This window comes from Pontixanthobacter sp. (assembly GCF_049682855.1).
Classification (GTDB): domain Bacteria; phylum Pseudomonadota; class Alphaproteobacteria; order Sphingomonadales; family Sphingomonadaceae; genus Pontixanthobacter.
Genome location: NZ_JBAUIK010000014.1, coordinates 1 through 26,318, shown reverse-complemented (window position 1 = coordinate 26,318; position 26,318 = coordinate 1). Strand labels below are relative to the sequence as shown.

General features: G+C 59.9%; 27 protein-coding genes and 1 pseudogene. 14 read left to right on the top strand and 14 right to left on the bottom strand.

Annotation, left to right across the window (positions count from 1 at the left end; translation table 11 throughout):
* The first annotated feature begins 61 nt into the window (after nt 1-61).
* The 3 genes from WA922_RS09505 to WA922_RS09495 are packed head-to-tail and all read left to right on the top strand — an operon-like array spanning nt 62 to nt 3,834.
* A complete protein-coding gene (locus WA922_RS09505; protein ID WP_424771467.1) occupies nt 62-1,993 on the top strand; it encodes a DUF3604 domain-containing protein in 1,932 nt (643 codons plus the stop codon).
* 24 nt (nt 1,994-2,017) lie between these two features.
* Complete coding sequence (locus WA922_RS09500) at nt 2,018-2,842, top strand: peptidyl-prolyl cis-trans isomerase (RefSeq protein ID WP_424771466.1); 825 nt, start codon at nt 2,018-2,020, stop codon at nt 2,840-2,842.
* Entirely contained in the window at nt 2,839-3,834 is a 996-nt protein-coding gene (locus WA922_RS09495) for a HupE/UreJ family protein (protein ID WP_424771465.1), read from the top strand. The genes WA922_RS09500 and WA922_RS09495 overlap by 4 nt, the downstream gene beginning before the upstream one ends.
* Here the strand turns inward: WA922_RS09495 and WA922_RS09490 are convergent.
* From WA922_RS09490 to WA922_RS09475, 4 genes are all read right to left on the bottom strand, one after another.
* Entirely contained in the window at nt 3,804-5,258 is a 1,455-nt protein-coding gene (locus WA922_RS09490) for an efflux transporter outer membrane subunit (protein ID WP_424771464.1), read from the bottom strand. The two genes, WA922_RS09495 and WA922_RS09490, sit on opposite strands and share 31 nt — an antisense overlap.
* Nucleotides 5,255-6,310: an efflux RND transporter periplasmic adaptor subunit gene (locus tag WA922_RS09485; protein WP_424771463.1), complete on the bottom strand. Its 1,056-nt coding sequence runs from the start codon at nt 6,308-6,310 to the stop codon at nt 5,255-5,257. The genes WA922_RS09490 and WA922_RS09485 overlap by 4 nt, the downstream gene beginning before the upstream one ends.
* A gap of 63 nt (nt 6,311-6,373) precedes the next feature.
* Nucleotides 6,374-7,111, bottom strand: coding sequence for an ABC transporter ATP-binding protein (locus WA922_RS09480; RefSeq protein WP_424771462.1), 738 nt, complete (start codon nt 7,109-7,111; stop codon nt 6,374-6,376).
* Nucleotides 7,108-8,244, bottom strand: a complete 1,137-nt coding sequence (locus tag WA922_RS09475; protein WP_424771461.1) for an ABC transporter permease — start codon at nt 8,242-8,244, stop codon at nt 7,108-7,110. The genes WA922_RS09480 and WA922_RS09475 overlap by 4 nt, the downstream gene beginning before the upstream one ends.
* A gap of 93 nt (nt 8,245-8,337) precedes the next feature.
* Here WA922_RS09475 and WA922_RS09470 point away from each other — a divergent pair, with 93 nt between their 5' ends.
* The 3 genes from WA922_RS09470 (at nt 8,338) to WA922_RS09460 (ending at nt 11,491) form a co-directional block, all read left to right on the top strand.
* Nucleotides 8,338-8,991, top strand: coding sequence for a TetR/AcrR family transcriptional regulator (locus WA922_RS09470; RefSeq protein ID WP_424771460.1), 654 nt, complete (start codon nt 8,338-8,340; stop codon nt 8,989-8,991).
* Nucleotides 8,992-9,085: 94 nt separating this feature from the next.
* On the top strand, nt 9,086-11,035 hold the full coding sequence (gene ftsH, locus WA922_RS09465; protein ID WP_424771459.1) for an ATP-dependent zinc metalloprotease FtsH: 1,950 nt from the start codon (nt 9,086-9,088) through the stop codon (nt 11,033-11,035).
* Between the two features lie 81 nt (nt 11,036-11,116).
* Nucleotides 11,117-11,491: a hypothetical protein gene (locus WA922_RS09460; protein ID WP_424771458.1), complete on the top strand. Its 375-nt coding sequence runs from the start codon at nt 11,117-11,119 to the stop codon at nt 11,489-11,491.
* 28 nt (nt 11,492-11,519) lie between these two features.
* Here the strand turns inward: WA922_RS09460 and WA922_RS09455 are convergent, their stop codons facing one another.
* From WA922_RS09455 to rpoZ, 3 genes are all read right to left on the bottom strand, one after another.
* The gene (locus tag WA922_RS09455; RefSeq protein WP_424771457.1) at nt 11,520-12,608 is read right to left on the bottom strand and encodes a DUF3667 domain-containing protein; all 1,089 of its coding nucleotides are present in this window, start codon (nt 12,606-12,608) and stop codon (nt 11,520-11,522) included.
* Nucleotides 12,609-12,650: 42 nt separating this feature from the next.
* Nucleotides 12,651-13,388, bottom strand: a complete 738-nt coding sequence (locus WA922_RS09450) for a ParA family protein (protein WP_424771456.1) — start codon at nt 13,386-13,388, stop codon at nt 12,651-12,653.
* 150 nt (nt 13,389-13,538) lie between these two features.
* Nucleotides 13,539-13,883, bottom strand: coding sequence for a DNA-directed RNA polymerase subunit omega (gene rpoZ, locus WA922_RS09445; RefSeq protein ID WP_424771455.1), 345 nt, complete (start codon nt 13,881-13,883; stop codon nt 13,539-13,541).
* 225 nt (nt 13,884-14,108) lie between these two features.
* Here rpoZ and WA922_RS09440 point away from each other — a divergent pair, with 225 nt between their 5' ends.
* Nucleotides 14,109-15,281, top strand: coding sequence for a phospholipase D-like domain-containing protein (locus tag WA922_RS09440; RefSeq protein ID WP_424771454.1), 1,173 nt, complete (start codon nt 14,109-14,111; stop codon nt 15,279-15,281).
* 4 nt (nt 15,282-15,285) lie between these two features.
* Here WA922_RS09440 and WA922_RS09435 read toward each other — a convergent pair whose 3' ends face one another.
* Nucleotides 15,286-16,824, bottom strand: coding sequence for a replicative DNA helicase (locus WA922_RS09435; RefSeq protein ID WP_424771453.1), 1,539 nt, complete (start codon nt 16,822-16,824; stop codon nt 15,286-15,288).
* 146 nt (nt 16,825-16,970) lie between these two features.
* On the opposite strand from WA922_RS09435, the gene WA922_RS09430 reads away from it, so the two are divergent.
* The 3 genes from WA922_RS09430 to WA922_RS09420 all read left to right on the top strand — a co-directional run bounded on the left by WA922_RS09430 (nt 16,971) and on the right by WA922_RS09420 (nt 18,739).
* Nucleotides 16,971-17,468, top strand: coding sequence for a UPF0262 family protein (locus tag WA922_RS09430; protein ID WP_424771452.1), 498 nt, complete (start codon nt 16,971-16,973; stop codon nt 17,466-17,468).
* Between the two features lie 7 nt (nt 17,469-17,475).
* Complete coding sequence (locus WA922_RS09425; protein WP_424771451.1) at nt 17,476-18,177, top strand: GH25 family lysozyme; 702 nt, start codon at nt 17,476-17,478, stop codon at nt 18,175-18,177.
* A 151-nt stretch (nt 18,178-18,328) separates the two neighbouring features.
* A complete protein-coding gene (locus WA922_RS09420) occupies nt 18,329-18,739 on the top strand; it encodes a cytidine deaminase (protein ID WP_424771450.1) in 411 nt (136 codons plus the stop codon).
* Nucleotides 18,740-18,753: 14 nt separating this feature from the next.
* Here the strand turns inward: WA922_RS09420 and WA922_RS09415 are convergent, their stop codons facing one another.
* From WA922_RS09415 to WA922_RS09405, 3 genes are all read right to left on the bottom strand, one after another.
* Nucleotides 18,754-19,434, bottom strand: a complete 681-nt coding sequence (locus tag WA922_RS09415; RefSeq protein WP_424771449.1) for a DUF4197 family protein — start codon at nt 19,432-19,434, stop codon at nt 18,754-18,756.
* A gap of 114 nt (nt 19,435-19,548) precedes the next feature.
* Nucleotides 19,549-20,679 carry a M14 family metallopeptidase gene (locus tag WA922_RS09410; protein ID WP_424771448.1) on the bottom strand — a complete coding sequence of 377 codons (1,131 nt, stop codon included), beginning with the start codon at nt 20,677-20,679 and terminating at the stop codon, nt 19,549-19,551.
* Nucleotides 20,676-21,287 carry a DUF4136 domain-containing protein gene (locus WA922_RS09405; protein ID WP_424771447.1) on the bottom strand — a complete coding sequence of 204 codons (612 nt, stop codon included), beginning with the start codon at nt 21,285-21,287 and terminating at the stop codon, nt 20,676-20,678. The genes WA922_RS09410 and WA922_RS09405 overlap by 4 nt, the downstream gene beginning before the upstream one ends.
* 213 nt (nt 21,288-21,500) lie before the next feature.
* Between WA922_RS09405 and galE the strand changes: the two genes are divergently transcribed.
* The 4 genes from galE (at nt 21,501) to WA922_RS09385 (ending at nt 24,372) form a co-directional block, all read left to right on the top strand.
* On the top strand, nt 21,501-22,523 hold the full coding sequence (gene galE, locus WA922_RS09400; protein ID WP_424771446.1) for a UDP-glucose 4-epimerase GalE: 1,023 nt from the start codon (nt 21,501-21,503) through the stop codon (nt 22,521-22,523).
* 145 nt (nt 22,524-22,668) lie between these two features.
* Nucleotides 22,669-22,794 (top strand): type B 50S ribosomal protein L36, encoded by a 126-nt coding sequence (gene ykgO / locus WA922_RS09395; RefSeq protein WP_007165381.1) that lies wholly within the window; start codon nt 22,669-22,671, stop codon nt 22,792-22,794.
* A gap of 72 nt (nt 22,795-22,866) precedes the next feature.
* Nucleotides 22,867-23,511: an HAD family hydrolase gene (locus WA922_RS09390; protein ID WP_424771445.1), complete on the top strand. Its 645-nt coding sequence runs from the start codon at nt 22,867-22,869 to the stop codon at nt 23,509-23,511.
* A 306-nt stretch (nt 23,512-23,817) separates the two neighbouring features.
* Entirely contained in the window at nt 23,818-24,372 is a 555-nt protein-coding gene (locus tag WA922_RS09385; RefSeq protein ID WP_424771444.1) for a winged helix-turn-helix transcriptional regulator, read from the top strand.
* A 17-nt stretch (nt 24,373-24,389) separates the two neighbouring features.
* On the opposite strand, the gene WA922_RS09380 is transcribed toward WA922_RS09385, so the two are convergent.
* The 3 genes and pseudogenes from WA922_RS09380 to WA922_RS09370 form a co-directional block, all read right to left on the bottom strand.
* Nucleotides 24,390-25,106 (bottom strand): Crp/Fnr family transcriptional regulator, encoded by a 717-nt coding sequence (locus WA922_RS09380; RefSeq protein WP_424771443.1) that lies wholly within the window; start codon nt 25,104-25,106, stop codon nt 24,390-24,392.
* Nucleotides 25,107-25,205: 99 nt separating this feature from the next.
* A complete protein-coding gene (locus WA922_RS09375; protein WP_424771442.1) occupies nt 25,206-25,913 on the bottom strand; it encodes a hypothetical protein in 708 nt (235 codons plus the stop codon).
* A 192-nt stretch (nt 25,914-26,105) separates the two neighbouring features.
* A pseudogene (locus tag WA922_RS09370) lies at nt 26,106-26,318 on the bottom strand (YifB family Mg chelatase-like AAA ATPase); the annotation flags it as partial.

Sequence of the window (26,318 nt, the reverse complement as noted above, 5' to 3'; positions counted from 1 at the left end):
GCGTAAACTCTGGCATCGTTGTGGTCACAGGCTGCGCGTTCGACGCGGCGGGAGAGGATATGTGAAGAAATATCTCGGCATCGGGCTGTTGGCGGCGCTGTTGATCGGTGCGGGATGGTGGCTGTTTGGCCGCGATGATCCGCAGGCCAATGCGCAGAAAGTGGCTGATGCAGAACAGGGCGTAGAGATCGCGCCCTATCCGCAGGACGTGCTGTGGGGCGATACCCATCTTCATACCGACAATTCCATCGATGCGTTCGGTTTCGGCACGCGGCTCGGCCCCGAAGCGGCGCTGCGGTTTGCGCGCGGGGAAGAAGTCACCGCGACGACTGGCATGAAAGCGCAACTGGCGCGTCCGCTCGATTTTCTGGTGATCGCCGATCACAGCGACGGGCTGGGCGCCACACGGCGTTTATACGATGCGCCGCGTATCGCGATACAGGACCCGACGCTGCTGCGATGGCATGATATGATGCATGAATCGCCCGAGCAGTCGCAGCGCGCAATCGGCGAACTGATTGCTGCAGCATCGGATGGCAGTTTGCCGCAGGCCCTGCGCAACCCGGCAAATCAGGAGGAAGCCACGCGCACGATCTGGACCGCGCATCTGGCCACGCTCGACACATTTTATGACCCCGGCACGTTCACCCCGATCGCCGGATATGAGTGGACGCTGATGCCGGGCGGCAATAATCTGCACCGTGTGGTAATGTTCCGCGACGGGTTTGAGAAAACTTCGAAAACCCTGCCATTTCCGGGGCTGGAAGGCCAGGTCGATGGCCTGTATGACTATATGGAGGGCTATGAGAAGGCGACCGGCGGGCGCGTGCTCGCCATTCCGCATAATTCCAATCTTTCCAACGGCATGATGTTTGAACTGACCGCGCCCGATGGCGGACCGATGACGGCAGAATTCGCGCGCACCCGCGCGCTGCGCGAACCGGTTGTGGAAGCGACCCAGATCAAGGGTGACAGCGAAGCGCATCCATTCCTGTCCCCCAATGATGAATTTGCCGGTTTCGGTGATGCCGGGTGGGATCTGGGCAATCTTGACCTGTCGCAGGCCAAGCAGAATTCGCAATTGGCCGGTGACTATCTGCGCGAAGCGTTGAAGCGCGGATTGTCGATCGAACAGCAAACCGGCGTGAACCCGTATAAATTCGGCATGATCGGATCGACTGACAGCCACACGACGCTGGCAACCGGCGACGAGGATAATTTCTTTGGTAAGCATACCGGTAACGAGCCCAGCGCAGAACGCGCCAATGCTCCGCAAAATCTGGGTACGCGGATTGGCCGTTTTGGCTGGAATTATCTGGCGGGCGGCTATGCTGCGGTCTGGGCAAAGGCGAACACCCGGGCGGAGATTTTTGACGCGATGCAGCGGCGCGAAGTCTATGCCACCACCGGGCCGCGCATGGTCGTGCGGTTTTTTGGCGGATATGATTTTTCCGAAACCGATTTTGCCGGTGACTGGGTTGAAGATGCTTATACTACCGGCGTGCCGATGGGCGGTGAATTATCGGATAATGGCACCGCCCCGCACTTTATCGTCTCGGCATTGAAAGACCCTGACGGCGCGCATCTTGACCGTGTGCAGATTGTAAAGGGGTGGATCACACCCGATGGCGCGTTGCAGGAAAAAGTGTTCGATGTGATCTGGTCCGATATGGACACCCGGCGCAGTGTGGGCGGCAAAGTGCCCGGCGTTGGCGATACTGTCGACCGCGCAAAAGCCACCTACACCAATGCCATCGGCGCGCCCGAATTGCAGAGTGTCTGGGTGGACCCCGAATATCGCGCAGGGCAGAATGCGTTTTATTATGTGCGCGTGCTGGAGATCCCGACGCCGCGCTGGACCCTGTTCGATGCGGTGCGCTTCGGCTTTGAATTGAGCGCGGATGCGATGAAGGATGCGGTGGCCCAGGAACGGGCTTACACCTCGCCGATCTGGGTTGGCCCGGCGGCGAATGCTGGCCGCACGCAAAGCTGAGCGGCTGCAAGCCGGGGAGATATCATGACAGCCCGATTTGGCGGCAGTGCTGGCTGGATGCGCGAGCCGCTTGTCCACTTCCTGTTGGCGGGGGCGGTGCTGTTTGCATTCTTTGCATGGAAGGGCGCGCCCGCCGATCCATCAAGCCGTGATATCACGATCAGCCGGGAAGACCGCGCGCAGCTGGCTCTGCAGTGGCAGCGCACGATGCAGCGCGCGCCAACCGATGCCGAGCTGGACAGCCTGACGCAGACATGGCTGCGTGAAGAAGTGCTCTACCGCGAGGCATTGCGGCTGGGGCTCGAGCGTGATGATGCGGTGGTGCGCAAACGGCTGGCCAACAAGATGGAGTATCTGGCGACCAGCATTGCCGAAACGGTCCAGCCGCGGCAGGAAACGCTCGAAAACTGGCTGGCGGATAATCCGCAGCGTTTTGCACAAGATACGCGCTACAGCTTTGACCAGTTGTATTTTGCCGAAAAAACTGCCGCAGAGGCCGCAGCCAATGCATTGGCAAGCGGCGCGGATTGGGCGCGGTTGGGTGAGAATATTTCCCTGCCCCAAACTGCCGAGGCCGAGGCTGCTGCTGCGGTCGAAAAACGCTTTGGCAGCGCATTTGTGGACCAGCTGAATGATGCTGCGCCGGGTTCCCGCTGGCGCGGTCCCGTACCATCGGGGTTCGGCTGGCATCTGGTGCGTCTGCGCATGCGCGAGGCCGGTATAGTCCCGCCGCTGGCCGATATTCGCGGACGGGTGGAAAATGACTGGCGGAACCAGACTTTGGCGACGCGGCGCGATGATGCCTATCAGCTGCTGCGCAGTGCCTATAGGGTCGAGATTCAGAAGTGAGATGGCTGATCGCCGTATGGCTGATGCTGCTGCCGGTGATCATCGCGGCCCCGGCACAGGCGGACGAACTGCGCCCCGGCTATCTGGAGCTGGCCGAAATTCGCGCTGGCGAGTGGTCGGTCGGCTGGAAATTACCCTATACCGCGCCCCCGGCAGACACGCCTCTGCCCCCGGTTCTGCCCGATAACTGCGCCTATTCGGGTGCTCTCAAAATCGGCACAGCGGCAGCCGCCGTGCTTGGGTCGGCGCAGGCCAGATGCACCGGGCCGGTTGCGGGAAAGACAGTGTCGATGCCCGGCCTGATCGGTCAGGCGGACATGCTGGTGCGGATCGCGCCGCTCGATGCACCCGCGCAGGCGCTGCGGCTCACGGCGGCCAAACCGGACGCGCAGATCGCCCGTCAGCCAGCTACAGTGCAAGTGCTCCAAACCTACCTTGTGTTGGGGGTGGAGCATATTCTGGCGGGCTGGGATCATCTGCTGTTCGTCATTGCGCTGGTGCTGCTGGTGCAGAACGGGCGGACGGTGATTGTCGCCGCGACTGCGTTTACGGCGGCGCATTCGCTCACGCTGGCCGGGGCGGCGCTTGGGTTTGTCGGCCTGCCCGGCGGCCCGGTAGAGGCATTGATTGCGCTGTCGATTATATTCCTGGCAGCGGAAATATTGCGCTCCGCGGATGATACCGCTGGGACCCCCACATTGACGCGGCGGTTCCCGTGGATTGTCGCGTTTCTATTTGGTTTGCTGCACGGTTTCGGGTTTGCCGGTGCGCTGACGTCCATCGGTTTGCCGGAGGGGGATATTGTCGCGGCATTATTGGCGTTCAATGTCGGCGTGGAAGCGGGGCAATTGCTGGTGATCGCGGTTGTTCTGGCCGGGTTGGCGGCAATCCGCGCAGCCGCCAGCGCGGCGCTGGAACCGGTCGTCCATATCGCCTCCTACGGTATTGGAATGACCGGCGCTTACTGGTTGATCGACCGCGTGATTGCGTGATTTTCGGAACCATTGCGGCCTTCATTGCCGCCCAATGCCTGCCACAGGAGCACGCGCGCCCGCTCTGCACGTCCGCGCGCGGCGGCGGCACGTTCGCCCGAACTGTCCGCCACGCGGCGCGCATCAAGCACTGTCAGGAAATTGGCCAGACCTGCGCGAAAGCGGACATCGGCCAGCTCGGCAGCGCGCGCGGCGCTCGCCTGTTCGCGCAAGGCAGCCTGCAACTCGCGGTCGGCTGCGGCGACAAGGCCGTAGCCAGTCTCTGCCTCGCCCAGCGCGGCAAACACAGCCCCGCGATAGGCCTGGAATGCCGCCTGCTTGTCCGCCGCTGCGCGGTCAATCTGCGCCTGTATCCGGCCAAAGTCGAGCAGCGGCGCGAGCAGTGATCCGCCCGCTGACCCGGTAATCGCATCATCATCAAACAGCCTGCTGGTATCGAATGCCAGCAGGCCCAATGCCGCCGACAGCGTCAATTGCGGAAAGCGATTGGCGGCGGCTGCATAAAGATCGGCATCGCTGGCGGCGAGACGCGCGGCTGCCGCTTGCACATCGGGGCGGCTGGTGAGCAACCGCGACGGGGCGCTGGCGGGCGCAACCGGCGCTGGCATTGCGGATGCGGATCGGCCAAGTGTATCGCGCACCTTCTGGCCCGATTGCGCGGTCAATGCCGCCAATCGCCCGATGATCTGCGCGCGCTCACTATCCAATGCGCTAATCCGGCTGCGGCTTTGTTCTGCTGCGGTTTCTGCGCGAACGCGGTCAAAGCCGGGCGCAATTCCGGCCCGTTCGCGAATATCGGCGAGCGCCACCAGAGATTCCGCCGCGACCAAATCCTCGCCCAGAGCGTTTTCGCGCGCCGACAGAGTGCGCCAGTCAATCACGGCACCGGCAATCTCGGCCAGAATGGAGATACGCACAGCGGCGGCGTCAGCTCCGGCAGCTTCAGCAAGGCTCAGCGCCGATCGTTCCTGCGCGCGCAACCGGCCAAACAGATCGGGGTCCCATACGGCAGACAGGTTACCGCCATAGGATAATTGTTCGCTATCGATTGCAAATCCGCCGGGCAGATTGCCGCCAAATTGCGCCGGATTGGTGCGGGTGCCGGTGGCTGATACGCTGCCACCTATCGACGGCATGCGGTTTGCGCCCGCAGCAAAGGCGCGCGCCCTGGCGCTATCGACACGGGCGGCGGCTTCCAGGACGCTGGGCCCGCTTTGCAAGGCGATGCGCGAAAGAGCGGTAAATGCCGGATCGCTTGCCGGCAGCAATGCGGCGACGCTGGCCGCTTCGCTCGTCGTCACGCTCAGCGCAAAACTTTGCGGCAGAACCGGCAGCGGTGTCGCGATGTCAGGGGCGGGTCCGGCGGCGCAGGCGCTTACCGTCAGGCTGGCGGCTGCGGTCAGCAGGAAATGCGCGCGGCTCATTCGCCGCCGCTTTCGGTGCTGGTTTTGGTGCTGCTTGTGCTACTGCTGTCGCCGGTGCTGTCATTCGCGGCGGGGGTATCCCGCTTGGCCGGAATGAACGCATCGACTTGCTGTCCGACACGAAAAAGCCCCTCCGTCTCCGGCAGTTGGTAAAGCAATTGCAGCACCCGCACATCGACCCGTTCGCTGGCCGAATTGGTCAGCGATGTTTTGGGCACAACCAGCGGTTCCGCCCGGATAAAGGGGGCCTGTACCTGCCGGGCTGCCGCGCCGCGCGGGGAAACGGTGGCGGGGGCGCCAATGCTGACACGGCTGATATCGGCCTCGTCAATATCGATGCGGATATAGAGCGGCCGGGTTTCGCCCATACGGATAAACGGCGCGCTGTCGCCGCCGCCCTGCGTTGAAACAAATTCGCCTGGACGGATATTGACCGCCAGAATTTCTCCTGCCATCGGCGCGCGAACGGTCAGGCGGCCCAGCTCTGTCTGCGCGCTTCCTGCACGCGCCTGCGCCGCATTAAGGCGCGCGCGGGCCAATTGCAGGCGGCTGTTCGCGCCGCTCGCTTCGCCCTCTGCCCGGATCACTTCAGATCGCGATACGGCAGCAGCATCCTCAACGCGCCGGTACAATGCCAATTGCTGCTGCGCGGTGCGGCGCGCGGTTTGTGCCTCCTGGATCGCGGCGCGCGCTTCGGCAATGGCGGCATTCGCCTCGTTCAGACTCGCGCGGGCTGCGCGGTCATCGACTGTGAACAGTATCTGGCCCTTCTCGACAACGTCACCCGCTCGCACGCGCAGATCGGTGACGATGCCGGGCAGCGCCGTGCCGATATCCACCAGCTCGCTTGATGGCTCGACCAGACCGGCCCCGGCAACCCGCGCAGACTTGGCAAGCTCTCCGCTTGCGCGCGGAGGTTCCTGATCGGGCTCCGACAATTCACGGTCAGGCAGACCGGTGCCGATATAGATGGCGGCAATGATCAGGCCGATCACCGCAATGACCGGCAGCACTGTGCGCGAGAAGCTGATATTTTGCGGGAGCAATGCCATCTGTATAATCCTTGGCTGTATAATCCTTGGTATCAAAACGGGCGTGATTTGATGCGGGCGGGTTTAATGGTCGTCGGGCATGTCGGTGCCATCATGCGTGATGCGGCCGTCTTCCAGAACGAGGATCCGGTCAGCGAGATCGAAAATGCGGTTATCGTGCGTGACAATGATGACCGAGCGGTTGTCTGCCACGCCCACTTCGCGCAGCAGATCCATCACTGTGCGGCCAGATTTCGCATCGAGCGCCGCAGTTGGCTCGTCGCACACCACCAGACGCGGTTCATGCACCAGAGCGCGGGCAATCGCGACCCGTTGTTGCTGTCCGCCCGATAGCTGGCTGGGCAGCTTGGCCGCCTGATCACCAATATTAAGCTTATCCAGCATGGCCGCAGCCCGCTCTCGTGCTTCGCGCCGGTCCATGCCCTGGGCGATTAGGGGGACCGCAGCATTGGCGGCTGCATCGATCGAAGGAATCAGATTATATTGCTGGAAAATAAAGCCGATATTCTGCAACCGGAAATTGACCAGATCATTGTCCGACAGGGCATAAATATCCGTGCCGAAAACCTCCACCTCGCCCTCGGTCGGCCACAGGATACCGCACATGATCGAGATCATCGTGGTTTTGCCCGATCCGGATTCGCCCACCAGATAGGTCAGCTCGCCCGGGCAGACATCCAGATCAATGCCGTGCAAAACGCGGATGGTCTGCTGTCCGGCCTTGAAATCGCGCGTGACCCCGCGTGTGCGGATGGCGGGCGTGGTTTGCGCCGGCGGGGTCGCGGATGCGGTCCCGCTCATCTGAACACCGCCGCCGGTTCGGTTTTCATCACCCCGCGCAGCGCGATCCATCCGGTCAGCACAATGATCAGGATCATCGCAGCTAAGGAAATCAGCGGGATCTGCCACGGGATGTAAAAGCCCTTGAATGTCGGATTGGCCGAAAAGGCGTTGATGAAGCCAACCGTTCCCAGAACTCCGAGACCATAGCCGATAAGGCCCACCATACTTGCCTGGACCCCAACCATGCCGGCAATCTTGCGATTGGTAACCCCGATCGCCTTGAGCGCGCCGAACTGCTTGATATTATCGCGAATAAACAGGCTGAATGTCAGGCCGACAATGGCAACACCCACAATAAAGCCCAGCACCACGGTGATGCCGAAATTGATCGGGATGCCGGTATTCTGAATGATGAAATCTACGCCGTCCTGGGCAAATTCATCGCGGGTGCGGGCGCGCAGACCGGTTCGCTCGGTGATGTGCGCGGCCAGGGCGGATGGTGAAACGCCATCAGCGGCACCAACCAGCACGAAGCTCATCCGGTTGCGTGTGCCAGGCACATATCGCAGCGCCTGGCTGTATTTGGTGTAAAGCACGACCTGACTGGTGAAGCTGGGGATCGAATCGGCCACGCCGCGGATAATCGCCCGCTGGTCGTTAAGTTCGAGCCGTTCGCCAATCGGTGACTGCCCGTCTTCAAACAGGTTCGATACGCCGACATCATCGATGATAACGCTGTCAGGCTGCGCCAACACATCGGTGCGGCCCTCGACCATATTCTTGGGCAGACCAATCAGCGTCGCATCATCAACGCCGATAATGTTGACGCCTTCCAGATCGCCCTCCTGTGTCCGTACCGCAGCACTCCCGCGCAGATGGGGGACCGCCCATTCGACACCGGATACACCGCGCACCTTGTCGAGCGCGGTTGACGGCATGGCGAAATTGACGTCGGTGGTGCGGCTGACCGCGTCCATTACCCATACATCAGCAGTGGGTACATTATAGACACCGCTCGCGCCGCGCTCGACCAGATTGACGAAAATCGTGAGCTGCTGAGTGATGAGCAAAGTCGAAAAGGCAATGCCGAACAGCAGCCCGTAGAATTTTTGCCTATCGCCGGTGAGCATTCGGATGGCGATCCACAGCACGCAGGTACCCCTTACAGTGACGGCGGGTTGCGGTTTGCGTGCCGCGACCCTACATATTGAACGATAGCGTTTAACTGAACGGGGTCGTTCACTTTGTCAACTGATACTTCGCCACCTCCTGCTGAACGGCCCGGCGCGCGCCTTGGGCGCCCGGCGGATGAGGGCAAGCGCGACGCGATTATCGAGGCCGCCTCACAGATGTTTTTCGATGTCGGTTTTGCCGCGACCGCGATCGAGCAGGTTGCCAGCAAGGCGGGCGTTTCCAAAGTTACCGTGTATAATCATTTCGGCGATAAGCGCGGATTGTTCATCGCGACGGTCGAGCATGAATGCACCAGAATGCGCGGCTATTTCACGCTTGATCTGAACACGCCGGGTGCTTTGCGCGACCGGTTGCTGCATCTGGGGAAAGCGATGACTGCGTTTCTGGCGCGGCCTGAAATGACCCGGTTTGAACTGCGCATCGCCGCCGAGACCGAACATGCACCGGAAATCGGGCGCTCGTTCCTCGATGCGGGTCCGCGCAACATGCGCAATAATTTTGTCGAGATGCTCCGCCGGGAAGTGGCGGCGGGATGTCTGCAGATTGATGACCTGGCGCTGGCAGCGGAACAATTCGTGTCGATGTGCAAGGGATTTGGCGATCTGGAGCGCCGATTCGGCGCCACGCATGACCCCGAACGCACACAGGAACGGATCGAGGGCGCGGTCGATGTCTTCCTCACCGCCTATGCCCGATCAGAGTAATCGAAAAAACAAACATTTATATGGCATGCTGCGTTATCTTGCCATTCACGTCTCGTGCCCTACATTACACGGGTAAGAAAGGACTTTTGCGCCGATGAATGACGACAACGAACCGCAAGCCCCCAACCCTTGGATGAAGAGTCTGATGATCTGGGGCGGGATTTTTATGGCACTGCTGCTGGTGGTGACCATGTTTGGCGGCGCGAGCCAGCCACCCTCGACCGAAATCCAGTATTCGGGTTTCCGCGATCAGGTGTCGCAGGGCCTGGTGGAAGAAGTCCAGATAGCGCCCGACAAAATTACCGGTAAGCTGAAAAACGGTGAATATTTCACCACTGTTCCGGTTACCAGCGATGCCAAGCTGACCGAACTGCTCGATGAAAAAGGCGTGACCTATTCAGGTGCCGCGCGCGAGCAGATGAATCCGCTGCTGATGATCCTGATCCAGTCGCTGCCATTCATTCTTATTTTGGGCATCGCCTTCTTCGCTCTGCGCCAGGTGCAAAAGGGCGGCGGCGCGGGCGGCGCGATGGGGTTCGGCAAATCGAAAGCCAAAATGCTGACCGAACGGTCGGGTAAAGTCACTTTCGCCGATGTCGCCGGTATTGATGAAGCGCGTGAAGAGCTGGAGGAAGTCGTCGAATTTCTGAAAGATCCGCAGCGTTTCTCGAAACTTGGCGGTCAAATTCCGAAAGGCGCTCTGCTGGTCGGTTCGCCGGGTACCGGTAAAACATTGCTTGCCCGCGCAATCGCTGGCGAGGCAGGCGTACCGTTCTTCACCATCTCCGGCTCCGACTTTGTCGAGATGTTTGTCGGGGTCGGCGCAAGCCGGGTCCGCGACATGTTTGAACAGGCCAAGAAAAACGCGCCATGCATCGTCTTTATTGACGAGATCGACGCGGTTGGACGCCACCGCGGCAACGGGATCGGCAATTCCAATGATGAGCGCGAACAGACGCTCAACCAGTTACTGGTCGAGATGGACGGGTTTGAGGCCAATGAAGGCATCATCATTGTCGCGGCGACCAACCGCCCTGATGTGCTCGACCCGGCATTGCTGCGCCCGGGCCGGTTTGACCGTCAGGTTGTCGTGCCCGTTCCTGATATTGAAGGGCGCGAGAAAATTCTCGGCGTACACATGAAGAAAACTCCGCTTGCACCCGATGTCAATGCCCGCACGATCGCGCGCGGCACGCCGGGATTCTCTGGCGCGGATCTGGCCAATCTTGTCAACGAAGCGGCTTTGCTGGCTGCGCGCCGGAACAAGCGCCTGGTCGCAATGCAGGAATTTGAAGACGCCAAGGACAAGGTCATGATGGGGACAGAGCGCCGCTCTATGGTCATGACCGATGACGAGAAGAAAATGACCGCCTATCACGAGGCGGGCCATGCGCTGGTATCGCTCAACGAGCCGGCATCGGACCCGATCCACAAGGCAACGATCATTCCGCGCGGCCGCGCCTTGGGGATGGTAATGCGTTTGCCAGAGCGGGATAATTATTCCTATCACCGCGATAAAATGCACGCCAACCTTGCGGTTGCGATGGGCGGGCGCGTGGCAGAGGATATTATCTTCGGCCATGATAAAGTCTCCAGCGGGGCATCCTCTGACATTCAATATGCAACCGATCTGGCGCGCAATATGGTGACCAAATGGGGTATGTCCGAGAAGCTTGGCCCGCTGCAATATGAGGCCAGCCAGGAAGGCTATCTCGGCATGGGATCGACCCAGCGGACAATGGCAGGCGCGGAAACCAACAAGCTGATCGATGCCGAGATCAAGGCTCTGGTCGAAGGCGGTCTGAACCGGGCAGAAACCATCTTGCGTGAACAGGAGGATAAACTCCATCTGCTTGCCCAGGCCATGCTGGAATATGAAACATTGACAGGCGACGAGATCAACCAGTTGATGGAAACCGGCAAAATGGACCGGCCCGACAAACCATCGGGCACAGGCTCGGTGAAACCGGCCTCCACATCGGCCATCCCGAAAGCGGGCAAGAAGTTTGGCGGGCCGGGCGGTGCGCAGCCGCAGGGCGCCTGACCCAATATTGCATGGCGGTTCATCCGCTATTCAATGCTGACATATCACAGGGGCTTCCGGATCATTCGGGAGCCCCTGTTCATGCGTATTGGGTCAGCACTTCTTGCGCCAGCCATATTGCTCGCTTCGCCCCTGGCGGCAAAAGCGGGCGATATGAACCTGGCGGTGTTCATTCCCAAAGCTGAGCGGCTGATCGAGAAAGGCGCGCTCGCTTTGTTCTCCAGCGATATGAAAGTGCTCAAGGGCGAGGTCGAGGGTGCCAGCGCCGATTACCGTGCGCGCATTACGCGCGATAAGGCCGCAGGGCGCACACCGCATAGCTGCCCGCCCGCCAAAGGTTCGATGAATAGCGAAGAATTGATGGCGCATTTCACCAGCTACCCGCAATCGCGCCGCGCGAATGTAACCGTGCGCACCGCATTCTTTGCGCTGATGAAACAAAAATATCCCTGTTAGAAACGCCCTCCAACAGACACCGTCTATGTCAGAACGCCCCCAGTAAAAGCAGCAGCCAGAGAAATAACACAATCACCACAAAGGCGATTAGATTGGTGAGAGTGAAAGTCCGCCACAGCGCGCCGCTTCGGCTCAATGAATAACCGTAACGCAGCTGCTTATAGATATGAATTGGCGGGATCAGGATGGCCGCGCAGACAAGCGCAGGGGCCCATACCCCGATCTTGCCCAATACCGACACGATAATGAACAGCAGCGATATGAATGCGAGCGAATAGGTTACGAAAATCGCATGGTCATAAACCGTGAACTGACGTTTCCAGAAAAACAGCAGCCACACGAACGGTACCGAAAGCGGGATGAGTATCCATGAGAATTTGTAACTGTTATTCTGCAATTTATACAGCATCAATCCGGGATTATCGCGCCATTTCCTGATCAAGCCTTCGTCAAACGAGCGGATCCCGGTTCCGCTGAATTTTATCTGGCCATCGCTGCCTTTGGTCACAATCTCAGCTGCCGCCTCAATGGCCGCCAGCTCCTCCTCAGCTTCGAGCAGCGCCGCTTCGGCAGAGGCCCGTTCAGGATTGCCGGCAGATACAGTGCGGAGCGCCGCCTGCGCCTCATCGCGCTTCTGTTTCGCGTCAATCAAGGGTTGATCGAGCGCCGTTTGCACCTCTCCTGGGGTCTGTAGAGTGGCGGGAGTCGTCAGTCCAACTGCCTGGAAAACGGCAAACATCACAAACACGCTGAACAGGAACATTGCCATTGGGGAGACGAATTTGGCGCGCTCGCCCTCGATATAACGCCGCGTTATCTCCCCCGGTTTGAAAAACAACAGTGGCAGCGTGCGCCACAGCTTGCCATCGAGATGCAGGACCCCGTGCATCAGGTCATGGCCGAATGCCGCCAATGTCCGGTGCAAATGCGCCTTCTGCCCGCAATGACGGCAGTAATTTCCGTCCAGTGCCGTCCCGCAATTCAGACAGTCCCGCTCATCGAAATGGCCTTTGGACGCAGGCGGATTGCCGCGCTGCCCATGCGCGCGTTCTGCCGCGCGGGCAGCTATGGCGCCTTCCGCAATTTGGCCAGCTGCCTCGATCCCGTCCCCGCTCATGCTCTCAGCCTAGCGAAGCGGCTATGATATTACGAGTGGAGATTACTTTTTCAGCGCGGCCAGTTTGCGTTCGATCGCGGTCCATAGCTGCGCAAAGCTCTGGGCTGATGGCGATCGCGGGGCAAACACGCCCACCGGCTGCTGGCGCACGGCGCATTGTTCGGCTGCACTGGCGAGCGGGATAACCGGCCAGTCGGACGCTTGCGCGCGCGCTTCGCGGTGCAATGTGCGGCGCATGTCAATCATCGACAGCACCGGCAATATTGGCGGATGCGGCTGGATGGCGGATTTCACTTCCTGCGCAACCAGATCGAATGCGCGGGTGGATAATGGCGAGGGCGGCAAAGGCACGATTACCAGATCGCAAGCGCGCATGATCTGAGCACTCAGCTCGTTCAAAACTGGCGGGCAATCAAGCACGATCCGGTCATATTTCTTGCTTAGTCCCGCGCCGAGTTTGGCGAGGCGTTTGCGCTTGCCGATCTTCATCAATTGCCGGTCCAGCGCGCGAATGCTTTCATCCGCCGGCAACACGTCCAGCCTGGAATGGCCAGTCGCGCGGATCAGGCGGTGCGGATCATATTCCTGCGAGAAGACGCTGGTGACGCGCTTTTTCTTTTTCGGATCGACCCCCAGCAGGAATGCGGCTCCGCCAGAGGCGTCCAGATCCCACAGCAATGTTTCACGGCAGGATATCGCGGCAGAGCACCACGCCAGATTGGCTGCCAAAGTCGTTTTACCGACACCGCCTTTCACACTGTAAACCGCCACGGTCGCCATGCCGCTGATCGCTCCTGATTCGGTGGGCTGTCATTCGCCTGGCGGCATCCAAACAAAACGGGCCGCCCCGTCAAGGAGCGACCCGTTATGTTTCGGCCTGTGACCCAAAGCAGGACTGCAAAAATCGCGTCCCGCGGTCAGCGGCGGCAATCAGCCATCGTAATCGGACCCGATCGATGTCGAGCGGGTCGGGGCGGATGCGGTAATCCGCAACGCTTCTGCCGATTGGCTGAGCGAGGAGACTTCATCCGCCTCGTCTTCATCATCGGGCAGGATTTTCTGCAAACCGGTGACAACGCTTTCTTTCAGATCCTTCGGCTTGACCGTCTGTTCGGCCACTTCGCGCAGCGCAACGACCGGGTTCTTGTCACGGTTGCGGTCCAATGTGAGTTCCGCGCCGCCAGAAATTTCGCGCGCGCGCTGCGCAGCAAGCAAAACCAGATCAAAACGGTTAGGGACCTTATCAACGCAATCTTCGACGGTAACGCGCGCCATGAGCACTCCGATAAAACAAGTGTTTCGGGAAAGTTTGCCAAATAGGCCGCGCATGTGCGCGAGTCAACAATTTGCGCGCAGCCGCATCGCGGCACACCCCCCACACCGAGCCATGCCCCACACCCACCGAGCCATGCACTGGGCCATGCATTGGGCGATGCATTGGGCGATGCAGCCATAACAAAGCCCTTGCTCTTGCGTGCGGGGATGGCCACATGCAGCGCAGTGACCACGCCAGACACCATTTCGGATTATCAGGACCCTCCGCCCTTTTCGGTCGAGACGGATGATGTCTCGCTGACATTCCTGCCATGCGGGCAGGACCGGCTCGATGCATTGCTGGACATGATTGCCTCGGCGCAGTCCTCGCTCGACATATTCTACTACATGTTTCAGGATGATGCGTGCGGTACCAAAGTGCGCGATGCCATTGCCGATGCGGCGCAGCGCGGCGTGAAAGTGCGGTTGCTGGTGGACAGGTTTGGCACCGATGCGGAAAACAGCTTTTTTGATCCGGTGACCGAGGCGGGCGGGGCATTCACCGTATTCTCCGCCAAATGGAGCCGCCGCTATTTCATCCGCAACCATCAGAAAATGACCATCGCGGACGAGCAGCGCGCAATGGTCGGCGGGTTCAACATTTCCAACCACTATTTCGCTCCGCCTGCGGAAAATGGCTGGAACGATATGGGCGTCTCCATGACCGGCGCGACCATTGCGCCGCTGCTCGATTGGTACGAAAAATTATGGGACTGGGCGCGCGACGATACCACCCAGTTCCGCGCCATCCGCAAACTTGTGAAAAACTGGACGCCCGGCAATGGCCGCGTACAATTGACCTTGGGCGGCCCCACGCGCGCTGCCAGCAATTGGGCCCGGGGCGTGAAACGCGATCTTGCACAGGCGGAGAAGCTGGACGTTGTGATGGCGTATTTCTCCCCTCCGCGCAGTTTCCGCCGGCATATCCGGCGCATTGCAAAGCGCGGCGCGGTGCGGCTGATCATGGCGGGCAAATCCGATAATGGCGCAACCATTGGCGCATCGCGCGCATTATATGGCGGGATGCTGCGCAAGGGCGCGCAGATTTACGAGTTTCAGCCCAGCAAGCTGCATATGAAGCTGCTGGTTATTGATGATGTAACCTATTTTGGCAGCGCCAATTTTGATCATCGGTCAATCCGGCTCAATCTGGAGATGATGTTCCGGATTGATGATGCCGGGCTGGCGGCGCGGATACGTGAATTTATCGACGGGCTGCAGGATGCCTCGGTACATGTGACCTATGATCTGCACAGGCAGCGCAGCAATGTGTGGACCCAGCTGCAATGGCGGATGGGCTGGTTTTTGGTGTCGACGCTGGATTACACGGTAACCCGCCGTCTGAATGCCGGAAACTGAACCGCTAGAGCGAACCATCATAATTGGCGCGCGGATCATCCTCTGCCAGATCGGAGAATTTGGTGATGCGCGCTTCAAACTTCATCCGCACTTTGCCGGTCGAGCCATGACGCTGTTTCGCCACCACCAATTCAGCCAGGCCAAAGACCTGCTCCATTTCGGCCATCCACGCGGCGTGGGCTTCATGGACTTTCTGGTCATCGGTTTCGATCGGCCGCTTGGGTTCTTTTGATTGGACGTAGTAATCCTCGCGGTACACGAACCAGACCATATCGGCATCCTGCTCGATCGAACCCGATTCGCGCAGATCGGACAGCATTGGGGTCTTGTCTTCGCGCTGTTCAACCGCCCGGCTTAGCTGGGACAATGCAATAACCGGCAGTTCCAGCTCCTTAGCCAGCGTTTTGAGGCCCCGGCTAATTTCCGAAATCTCATTCACGCGGTTGTCATTGGCGCGGCCTGTGCCCTGCAGCAATTGCAGATAATCCACCACGATCAGGCCGATATCATGCTTGCGCTTCAACCGGCGGGCGCGGGTGCGCAGTGCCGCGATAGTAAGGGCGGGCGTATCGTCAATATATAGCGGCAGATCGGCCAGCCGCTGACTGGCAAAGCTGAGCCGCTGGAAATCCTCGCGGCTGATTTTGCCCATCCGCAGGGCTTCGGACGAAATGCCCGCCTGTTCGGACAGGATCCGCGTGGCAAGCTGATCCGCGCTCATCTCCAGACTGAAAAATGCCACCGACGCCCCGACCGATTTCTCGATCCCGTCGGCCTGATCGCGCAGAAACCGGTCGGCGCAATTGAACGCGATATTGGTGACCAGAGAGGTTTTCCCCATGCCTGGACGGCCCGCCAGAATGATCAGATCGGAATCGTGCAAACCGCCGATTTTCTGGTTGATACTGGTGAGGCCAGTGGTTTTTCCCGAGATGCTGCCGCCAGAATTGATCGCGGTTTCGATCAGCCCGAGCGCCTTGGTCGATGCAGAGCTGAACGGCGAGGCCTCGCTTTGCGCGCCAGCACCTTCGGCCACTTGGAACAGCGACGCCTCGGCCAGTTCGATCTGCTGCAATGGCGCGACATCTTGTGAGGTATCAAGCGCGCCCTCTACCAGAGTGCGGCCCACCGTCACCAATTCGCGCAGCAGCGCCAGATCATAGATCTGCTGCGCCAGTTCACGCGGGGCGAGCAGACCCTGTCGGTCCGCTGTAAGCTGCGCGAGATAGGCTATGCCGCCCATTTTCTTCAGCGCGTCATCCGCCTCGAAATATGGCCTGAGTGTTACCGGGGTCACCACCGCGCTGCGGTCGAGCAAGGTCAGAATTCGCCCATAGATACGCTGGTGAGCAGGCTCGAAGAAATGTTCAGGGCGGATGGCGGCCGGTAATTCCTCGATCACGCGATTATCGATCAGGACCGCGCCCAGAAACGCCGCCTCCGCCTCTATATTGGCGGGCAGCGTCTGACCTTTCGGCGCACCATTTCCCGAATCAGGCGCGGATTGGGTGGCGGTGCGTTCAAGAAGATCGTGCTCGGGCATGGCGCTTCTTTGGAGGCTCTACCCATCCAATAGCAAGAGTGTTTGCGACAAATCGGATGCAGTGTTGCACCAACTGCCTGTGGATAGTGGGGATGACCCGCGAAAGGCTTGCACGGCCCCCTACCTATCTGCGATGGGGAGGCTTCATGCCGGAAACTCCCGATCCCAATTGGCGCATTGCCCAGATCACGCTCGACGAGGATACGATCCTGTGGCGCAGCGCCGATATTGAGCAGGAACGCCGCGTAGCGATTTTTGATCTGATTGAGGAAAACAGCTTCCGACCGGTGCGCGCGTCGGACGCTGGCCATAATGGGCCGTATCATCTGGCGCTGGCGGTGCAGGACGGGCGGCTGGGGCTGACGATTACCAACCCCGAAGGCGCATTGCTTGAAACGCTGATTTTGGGCCTGGGCCGGTTCCGCCGCCCGATCCGCGAGTATTTTGCGATCTGCGACAGCTATTATCAGGCCATCCGCAAGGCCACCCCGGCGGAGATCGAGACGATCGATATGGCGCGGCGCGGAGTGCACAATGGCGCGGCGGAATTGCTGCTGGAGCGGCTCGAAGGCAAGGTCGAGACCGATTTTGCGACCGCTCGGCGCCTGTTCACGCTGATTTGCGTGCTCCATATCAAGGGATAGGGGATCGATGGCGCGCAAACGCAGACCACGCGGCTGGCTCTGGCGCATTATTGCGGCGCTGGTTCTGATGGCGGGAGTAGCGGCGCTGTGGCTGTGGTGGGATATCCAGCACTGGACCCCGCAAGAGGCGGCATTTCCCGATCAAGGCGCGGTGGTCACCAGCCAGACCGGTCCGGCCGATTTCCGAACCCTGTCTGCGATCGGGGCGGATTTCGTCTATCTGGAAGCCAGCACCGGCGCGGGGCACCGTGACAGCCGGTTTACCGCCAATTACGCCGCAGCGCGCGAGGCCGGATTACAGGTCGGCGCGATCCACCGGTTTGATCCATGCGTGCTGGCGGACGGTCAATCGGCCAATTTCGCAACGATGGTCCCGCGCGAGAAAGCCTTGCTGCCGTCTGCCATCGCATTGACCCGGCTGGCCGATACGTGCCCGAAACGCGTCAGCGATGCGGCGATTGAAAGCGAATTGATGACGCTGATCAACCAGATCGAACATCACACCGGCAAACCGGTGATCCTCAAGATCACTCCGGAATTTGAAGACCATTATGCGATTTCGGCCAAACTGGAGCGCAATCTGTGGGTCCAGCAGACCCGGTTTGCGCCCAGTTATGCCGTGCGGCCCTGGCTGCTGTGGTCCGCCAACGCGCATTTGCAGACCGCCGCCGCCGAAGAACCGCTGGAGTGGGTGGTGGTGCAGCCGTGACATCAATGGCAACTCACCCCCCGGCACCGCACCCCCCGGCATTTCACCCCCCGGCATTTCACCCCGCGCATCCCATCGCCGGCACCGCGTTGCCCCGCTTTGGCTCCGCCCGGTTCTTTTTGCTGCGGTCAGGACAGATGGAATTTTTCGCATGAGTGATGATGATCTGATAGCCGCAGCGCGCGGTGCGGCGCGCCATTCCTATTCCCCCTATTCCAGATTTGCGGTCGGGGCGGCACTGCGTTTCGCTGATGGCAGCGTGGTAACCGGCACCAATATCGAAAATGCCAGTTACGGACTGGCATTGTGTGCAGAAACGGTCGCGGCGGCCAAGGCGATGGATGCGGGCAGGCGCGGCGGCCTGGTGGCGGCTGCCGTAACAGGTCCGGCTGATGTACCGATCACGCCGTGCGGGCGGTGCCGCCAGGTGCTGAACGAGCTGGCGCAACTCGGCGGAACCGATCCCGATATTCTGTGCGTCGGCGCAGACACGGTCAAGCAGATCAAGCTGAGCGTGCTGTTACCCGCTGCGTTCGGGCCCGCCAGTTTGATGCAGGATTAAAACCTGGTTCAGGTTTAAAACAGGTCGAGCAAGCGGCCTGCCTGTTTCAGCGGGTTGGCGCGCAATGCGCGTTCTTCTTTGCCCATATAGCTGAAAATTCCATCCAGGCCCTGATCGGCAACGGTGCGGCTCATGGCGGCGCGTGACAGGCCCGCGCGGCGCACGAAACTGTGTTTTTCCGAGAGTGCATCCAATTCATTATACGCGCCCAGATCGCCCAATGCGCTATCGACCAGCGGTGTCATTTTGCCGTGAAGCTCCTCATGGGCGCTGCCGCGCAGATATTGTGTGCCGCCATCACCGCTACGCACAATACCGGGCACATCGCTGAAGGATATATCACTGATCGCGGTGCGGAAAATCGGCTTAGCCTCGCCCGCTGCTGCGCCCGCAGCATTGTTGACTGTGCGAATCAAGCCGTCAAGCAGACCAAGCCGTTCACCCGCGCCGAGCAGCGATCCCAATAACCCGCTGCTGCGTCCGGCAAAGGGCAACCCGATACGGACATCCTTATCGCCGTAAAATGCGCCGGGCACCGCCAGCTTGTCGAGAGCGCCATCGGATGCCGACTCGAGCAGACTGGCAAGATCAAGACCCTGAGCCCGTGCCAGCGCACCAAATGGCAGGAGCGCGGCACCAGCAGCAGCCCCGGCAAGCACCTGTCTACGTCCGAAAAGCCTGTGTGAATGCGGCATTATATTCTCCGATACTGGCGACGTCTATCCGGTAACCGTAGCGCAAAGGCGCGGCCGGTGTAAGACTGCCCTCGGGGAATTTACATTGATGAAGCGCGGCTGAATCCAGCGCGGTCAGCCTGCCAGAAATTCCAGTAATGCCGCCAGGCAATCGCGGCCCAGTATTTTGCAGCGTTCAGGCGACCAGTTCTGCTCTGCGTCGGGCGCATCCTGATTGTCTTTATACGGCATTTCCAGCGTCATGGCGGGGCAACCATAACGGTGCGCGACATGATTGGTCGACATGCCCAGATTGCCTTTGCCAGCGGGCGTTTTGGGGTAGCCGAGCCTGGTCTGAAAATCCGGCGTCCGGCGCTCAAGGATTGCTTCGTAGCGATTGAACTGACCGATATGCTCCTCGGTCAGATCAGGAATGCCTTCATACCCTGCCAGGAATACCGCCGGTATGGCTTCGTCACCGTGGACATCCATCGCGAAATGGACGCCGGTTTCGTCCATTTTTGCCAAAATGGCTTTCACTTCAGGCGCGCGGTCGTCGCTGGGGTCAAGCCATTCGCGATTGAGGTTCGCGCCCACCGCATTGGTGCGCAAATGACCCCGGCGCGATCCGTCAGGATTGCAATTCGGCACGATGTGGAATGTGCATCTGCGGCGCAATTCGCGCGCGAGCGTATCGCTTTCATCGGTAAGGCATTCCAGAGCGCCTTCCATCCACCATTCGGCCTGGGTTTCGCCCGGGTGCTGGCGGGCATAAAGCCAGACCTGCGTTTCGCCTTCGCCGAGCCGCACATAATCGAGCGGCTGCCCGTCCAGTGTGGTGCCGATTCGCTGATAGGTGACGCCCTGGCTGGCGGCACATTCTGCGATCAGATCATGATGGCGTTCCATCGAATAGGGCGCGAAATAGGCAAAATAGGCGATATCGCTGGCGGGCGTATAACGGATGGTCAGCGTGCCGCCATTTTCCTTCGCGTCATATGATGTCGCGGCAACGCCCCAATATTCGCGGTCTTCGCTGACACGGGCATTATAGCCGGGCCAGCCGCGCGGATAGGCGGTGCTTTCCATCTGTTCGATGTTCAGCTCGACCTCCTGACCGGCCTGCCCCGACAGGCGGAAATGGAACCACTGCCTGAACTCGCTGTGGTGATCCTGCCGGATTGCCAGACGCGCGGTGCTGCCAACAACCGACAGCACCTCGATATTCCCGCTATCGAATGCGGCATCGATCTGAATGTCTGTCAATTTGCGACCCTTACTGCAACGGTTTCGCCATTATTGCCGGGAAATTCGCGGAACAGGGCATCGGCGATTGCAGAGGCATTGGCGGCATTGTCCGATAAAGACGAATTGTCACTGACCGCAAAACTGGCGCGGCCTTCCCACACGACATCGCTGCTGGCGGCATCGCGGATGCGCACAGCCATGTCGGTACCGCGCATCTCGCGCTGTCTGCCGCCCAGATTGATCCCGATGCCGAGCCCCAGGCCCGAACCATAGCTGCCGGTCGATCCCCCCGCGCCCACGCTGACCGGACTCTGGCCGCGTTCTTCCTCTGCGATATACCGGTCCACAGACATTGACGCGATATATTGCGCTTCGGCGCGCGCGGTTTCGCGGTACCCAACTTCCATCAATTCAGTGGCAAGCGCCGATTTGTAAGGCGCAAGGTCAAGCGCGGTCAGACCGTCATCAGACGCGGTTTCGATAAAGATGGTGCCCATGCCCAGCTGTTGGACAGTCGCCGCCTGATGAAACCGGGTGATTTCCACCGGGCTTACTTTCGGGCCAGCGGCGCATGCAGAAAGCCCTGCGGCCATACATGATGCGGCAATCAGTCTGTAAATCGTCATACTCGTTCTCCTTCGCCCCGCCATCTGTCCCTGCGCCTAAACCACTATGCCACGCGAAGCCAGACTTGCACAGGCCAGCATCGCACAGGCCAGCATCGCACGGGCCAGCATCGCACGGGCCAGCACTGGTAAACAAACGCTATAGGCGTTAACCAATCGCTCGCCCGGAATTGCTATGGCCCTGGTAACAACTTTCTGAAGGCGCTTAAATCCATGCCCAAACCTACCATCTCCAAACCTACCATCCTCGTAACAGGCGGCGCGGGCTATATTGGCAGTCACGCCGTACTCGCCTTGCGCGATGGCGGATGGCCAGTGGCCGTGGTTGATAATCTGACCACGGGCTTCCGTTTTGCCGTGCCCGATGCGGTATCGTTTTATGAAGGCGATATTGAGGATGCGGCGCTGATTGCGCGGATCATCGCCGAACAGAAAGTGGGCGCGATCATGCATTTTGCTGGCTCCATCGTGGTGCCGGAATCGGTCGATAATCCGCTCAAATATTATCATAATAACACTGTCAAAAGCCGCGCTTTGATAGAGGCTGCGGTAACCGGGGGCGTGCCGCATTTCATTTTCAGCTCGACAGCCGCGACCTACGGCGTGCCCGCAGTGTCGCCTGTTACCGAAGATACGCCGCAAATTCCGATCAATCCCTATGGCTGGTCCAAATTAATGACCGAGCAGATGCTGGGCGATACGGCATTCGCGCATGATCTCAATTTCTGCGCCTTGCGCTATTTCAATGTTGCGGGTGCCGATCCGCAGGGCCGCAGCGGGCAATCGACAGCGGGTGCGACACATCTGATCAAAGTCGCGGTGGAGGCCGCGCTGGGTATGCGCGAATCTGTCGCGGTATTCGGTACTGACTATGACACGCCTGACGGCACCGGTGTTCGCGATTATATCCATGTCTCGGATCTGGCGGCGGCGCATGTGCTGGCGCTGGAGGCGTTGATGAAGCAGCCGGACCGATCGCTGACCATGAATTGCGGTTATGGCAGCGGTTTTTCCGTGCTTGAAGTTTTGGACGCCGTGGACCGCGTCACCAACCGGACAATTGCGCGCGAAATGCAGCCGCGCCGGGCGGGGGATCCGGCATCGCTCATTTCGGACCCGTCACGGATTCGTGCCACATTGCCCTGGCAGCCAGAGCATGCCGATCTGGACGAGATTATTCGCCATGCGCTGCAATGGGAACGTAAACTGGGCGAAATCAGAGGCGGGAAGGCATGATTTAAGCAGCGGCATGCCGCGCGGCAATACCATCCCGCCCGCCAGACAATCGCTTGACTGATGACGATTCGCGCCCTAATTGCGCTGCATAAATTCCGGCATCGGGGTCTGTCTCCGGTGCCCTTCTTTTTGGAAAAATTGACCGATGAAAATCCGTAACAGCCTCAAGTCGCTGAAAAACCGTCACCGTGATTGCCGCGTTATCCGCCGCCGCGGGCGCACTTACGTGATCAACAAAACCAACCGCCGCTTCAAGGCGCGTCAGGGTTAATCATGCCGTCACCGCGATCCGATCGCGGGATGATGCACCCAAAAGGCCTCCGTGAAAGCGGGGGCTTTTTGTATGTCTGAAGGGCAGATGGGAAACGGGATCGAAAACGCACCACTGGCCGCTGTCGTGTTCGATGTGGGCCGGGTGATCGTCGAATGGGATTTGCGGCATCTGTTCGCGAAACTGATTGACGATGCGCAGGAGCTGGACTGGTTCCTGACCCATGTCGTGACCGAAGAATGGCATTTCCAACATGATGCGGGCCGCCCGCTGGATGATATGCTGCCCGAACGCACGGCGCAATTTCCCGCCTATGCCGATCTGATCAATGCCTATCGCGCGCGGTTTCTGGAAACTATTCCTGGGCCGGTAGCAGGCACGGCCAGTATCATTGAGCGGCTGGCGGGGGCCGGTATGCCTTTGTTTGCGATAACCAATTTCGGCGATGAGTTCTGGGCGCAGTTTTTCCCGACCCGGCCAGAGCTGCAATTTTTCCGCGATATAGTGGTGTCAGGTACAGAGAAACTGGCAAAGCCGGATCCGGCCATATTTCATCTGGCGCAGCAGCGTTTCGGCTTTGCGCCCGGCCGCATGCTGTTTGTGGATGATAATTCCGCCAATATCCACAGCGCGGACCGGCTTGGCTGGCAGACACATCTGTTCACCGATGCGGATCGGCTGGAACATGATCTGAACGAGCGGGGCTTGCTGGCATAATGTGGCCAGTCAGGGCCCTTTTCTGGCCTGAACGATAACGCGTTCGCCGGTTTCGCCAATGCGCATGGGCGGATTTGGGGGATGGCACGCAGCGGCTCTGGCGCCGCGATAATCTGGCAGCCTGCAAAAAACGCATAGATCCCGGCATTGGCTGCTGGCTGTGAAACTGCGCCGGAGGAGAGCAGCATCACGCACCGCATATACAGCGTCCCTGCGGCAGGATGGATTTCATATCAAAACTGAAAATGCAATTTGAGCGTTGAGCGATATTCAAAGCGCGCTAGAGTGCCTGCAAGAGGATGATTTATGGGCGATCTGAGAGAACCGCTGAGAGAGCTGACCGTATGCGGTCTGCCCGAAGCGTTGGAAGTGATGGGGGAGCGGTGGTCATTTATGATCCTGCGCGCCAGCTTCAACGGCCTGCATCATTTTGAGGAATTCCTGACCGAGCTGGGTATTGCGCGCAATATCCTGTCCAACCGGCTGGCCAAGCTGGTGCAACACGGCATTTTGAACCGTGAACCCTGCGCCGATGACAAGCGGCGCATTGAATATCGCCTGACTGAAAAGGGCCTCGACCTGCTGCCAGCGATGCTGGCCCTGCGCCAATGGGGCCAGAAATACGGGGTCGAGACTGAGGAGAATCCGGTGCTCGTCGATACACAGGACCGGCTGCCGATCGGCCCGGTGTCGATGCTCGCCCATGACGGCCGCATATTGGGGCCCAATGATCTGCGGCTGGCTGACCGCGCGGTTCTGGGTATCCGCGCAGATGGCAGCACAGCTGTTTCCGCCGCGCCTTTACAACGCGGCGACCGGACTGATTTGAACGGCAAACATATCCGCGCGGTATATAGTTAGCCGCATGTCCCGGGCGATCACTGGCCCATTGCAGCCATCAGTTTTGAGGTTTCCTGATTGGCGGGCAGGGCGGTATCGGGCCGATAGCTGGCGGTGAGCTTGCGCGCCAGATCGCGGGTCAGCAATGCAGTGACCGCATTGCCCAGATTGGGTTTCTTTTTGCTCAATGCCCGCAAGGCATCGGATGACCACGCGACATAACGGACACCCTCCGGCGCGACTGTGGTCGCGGTGGTGTCGCGCCCCAGAACATAGGCAATCTCGCCAACAAAATTCCCTTCCGGCAAACGGAACTGCCGGTCACCCTTCTCAACCGAAATCACCCCGCTGAAGATATAGAATAACGACCGCGATGGTTCGGCCTCCCGCGTGAGCACGGTGCCGTCCTCCTCGCTTGCCGTTTTCCACACCGCCAGTTTTGCGATATGCCGGAACTGGCCCGGAGTCAGCGTTTCGAACGCGTCGAACAGCGCCTTCTCCTCGTCGCTCAGACGCAGCGTTGTCCGCTCCAGCACGACGTGTGTCAGGACAAACATGTTGGCCGCCATCAAGATGAGTGTGGTAATGATGGCGTCCCACAGCGGCTCTGCCGGAAACAGATAGTAATATAGCAGGTAAAAGGCCGATCCTGCCAGAACCAGCAACCGCAACAGCAGCTCGTCACGGATCAGAAAGGCCGCAATATACAGCGCCGCGCCAATATGGATCAGCAAGGATACATTCCACAATGCCATCACGCGTACGCCCCCGTTCTGCGGCTATCTGGCAGACCATTTGGCAGCGCGTTCGACACTGTGCAAGCGTGCCGGTCCATGCCGCCAAGAAGTCCTCTGTCAGGGCCGCCTGACCGCGTAATCAATTTTGATCCGGACCCAGGCCCCGACTTGGGATCTCCCGCCAATGCGCGGGGGCCGTACGCGGAATTGCCAGGCGGCAGCCATGACGGACCGGCCGATCTGTGATCCGCTGGGATATTCGGTCTCCAATGCGCAATGATCGACCCGGAAATCGGGCACAGTCTGGCAGGCAATAATGGCATATCCAGGCCCGCTGGCTGTGGACAGATATCCCGCCAGTTCCGCATCGCTCGGCTCCCGGTACCACCGCGCGGCATAAAGCGGCTCGCCGGTAGGGGACGACCCGCTGACCCGCTGCGTGTCACCCGGAGTGCCTGTGTCTGGCGGACCATAGGCCGGGCCATCATTTCCCGGCGCGGTCCTCGGCGTTTTCGATATGTCAGCAGCCGCCATCTGGCTGGGATCCAGCGGCATTAATTGCGGCGCTGGCTTTCGGCGCACTACCGGTGGGGCCGTTTCTATGGCTATAGCTGTGGGGCGATCTGGTTCTTTTTGCGCGAATTCCGCTGGGCTGTCAGAAGGGGCGTCGGACTGGGTTTCAGCGCGGTCCTGCTCAGGTTCTGGATCGGATTTTTCGGTCAGTTCTGACGCCGTGAATTTCACAAATTCCGCCGGAGGCCGCGCCCGGTCTTCACCGATAATCCCCAGCGTCAACAGCAGCAACAGCAGCAACGCCTCGAGCATTAACGCCAGTGCGATGCCGACTGCGCGCCGCGTCCAATCGGCCTGGTTGTCCGGATTCGCATATCCGGCAGAGGTATCATGCGTTGCAGAAATCGCGGGGTACCTTCGTTATGCAGGGGGCATTGGCCAGCAAGGCCCGCCCGGCGTTCATGATGCTTGTACAGCGCACCGGCCTGACGCGTTACTGAATGATTATGCGCGCGGGGCGTGGCGGCGGTAACTCAGCGCCTCGGCAATGTGAATACGGTGAATGCCGGTTGACCCGTCAAGATCAGCGATAGTGCGCGCGACGCGCAATATCCGGGTATAGGCCCGCGCCGACAGACGCATGGTCGCGGCCGCCTGCATCAATAATGTGTGCCCGTCCGCATCGGGCGCGGCAAAGGCTTCCAGCGCATCGCCGTC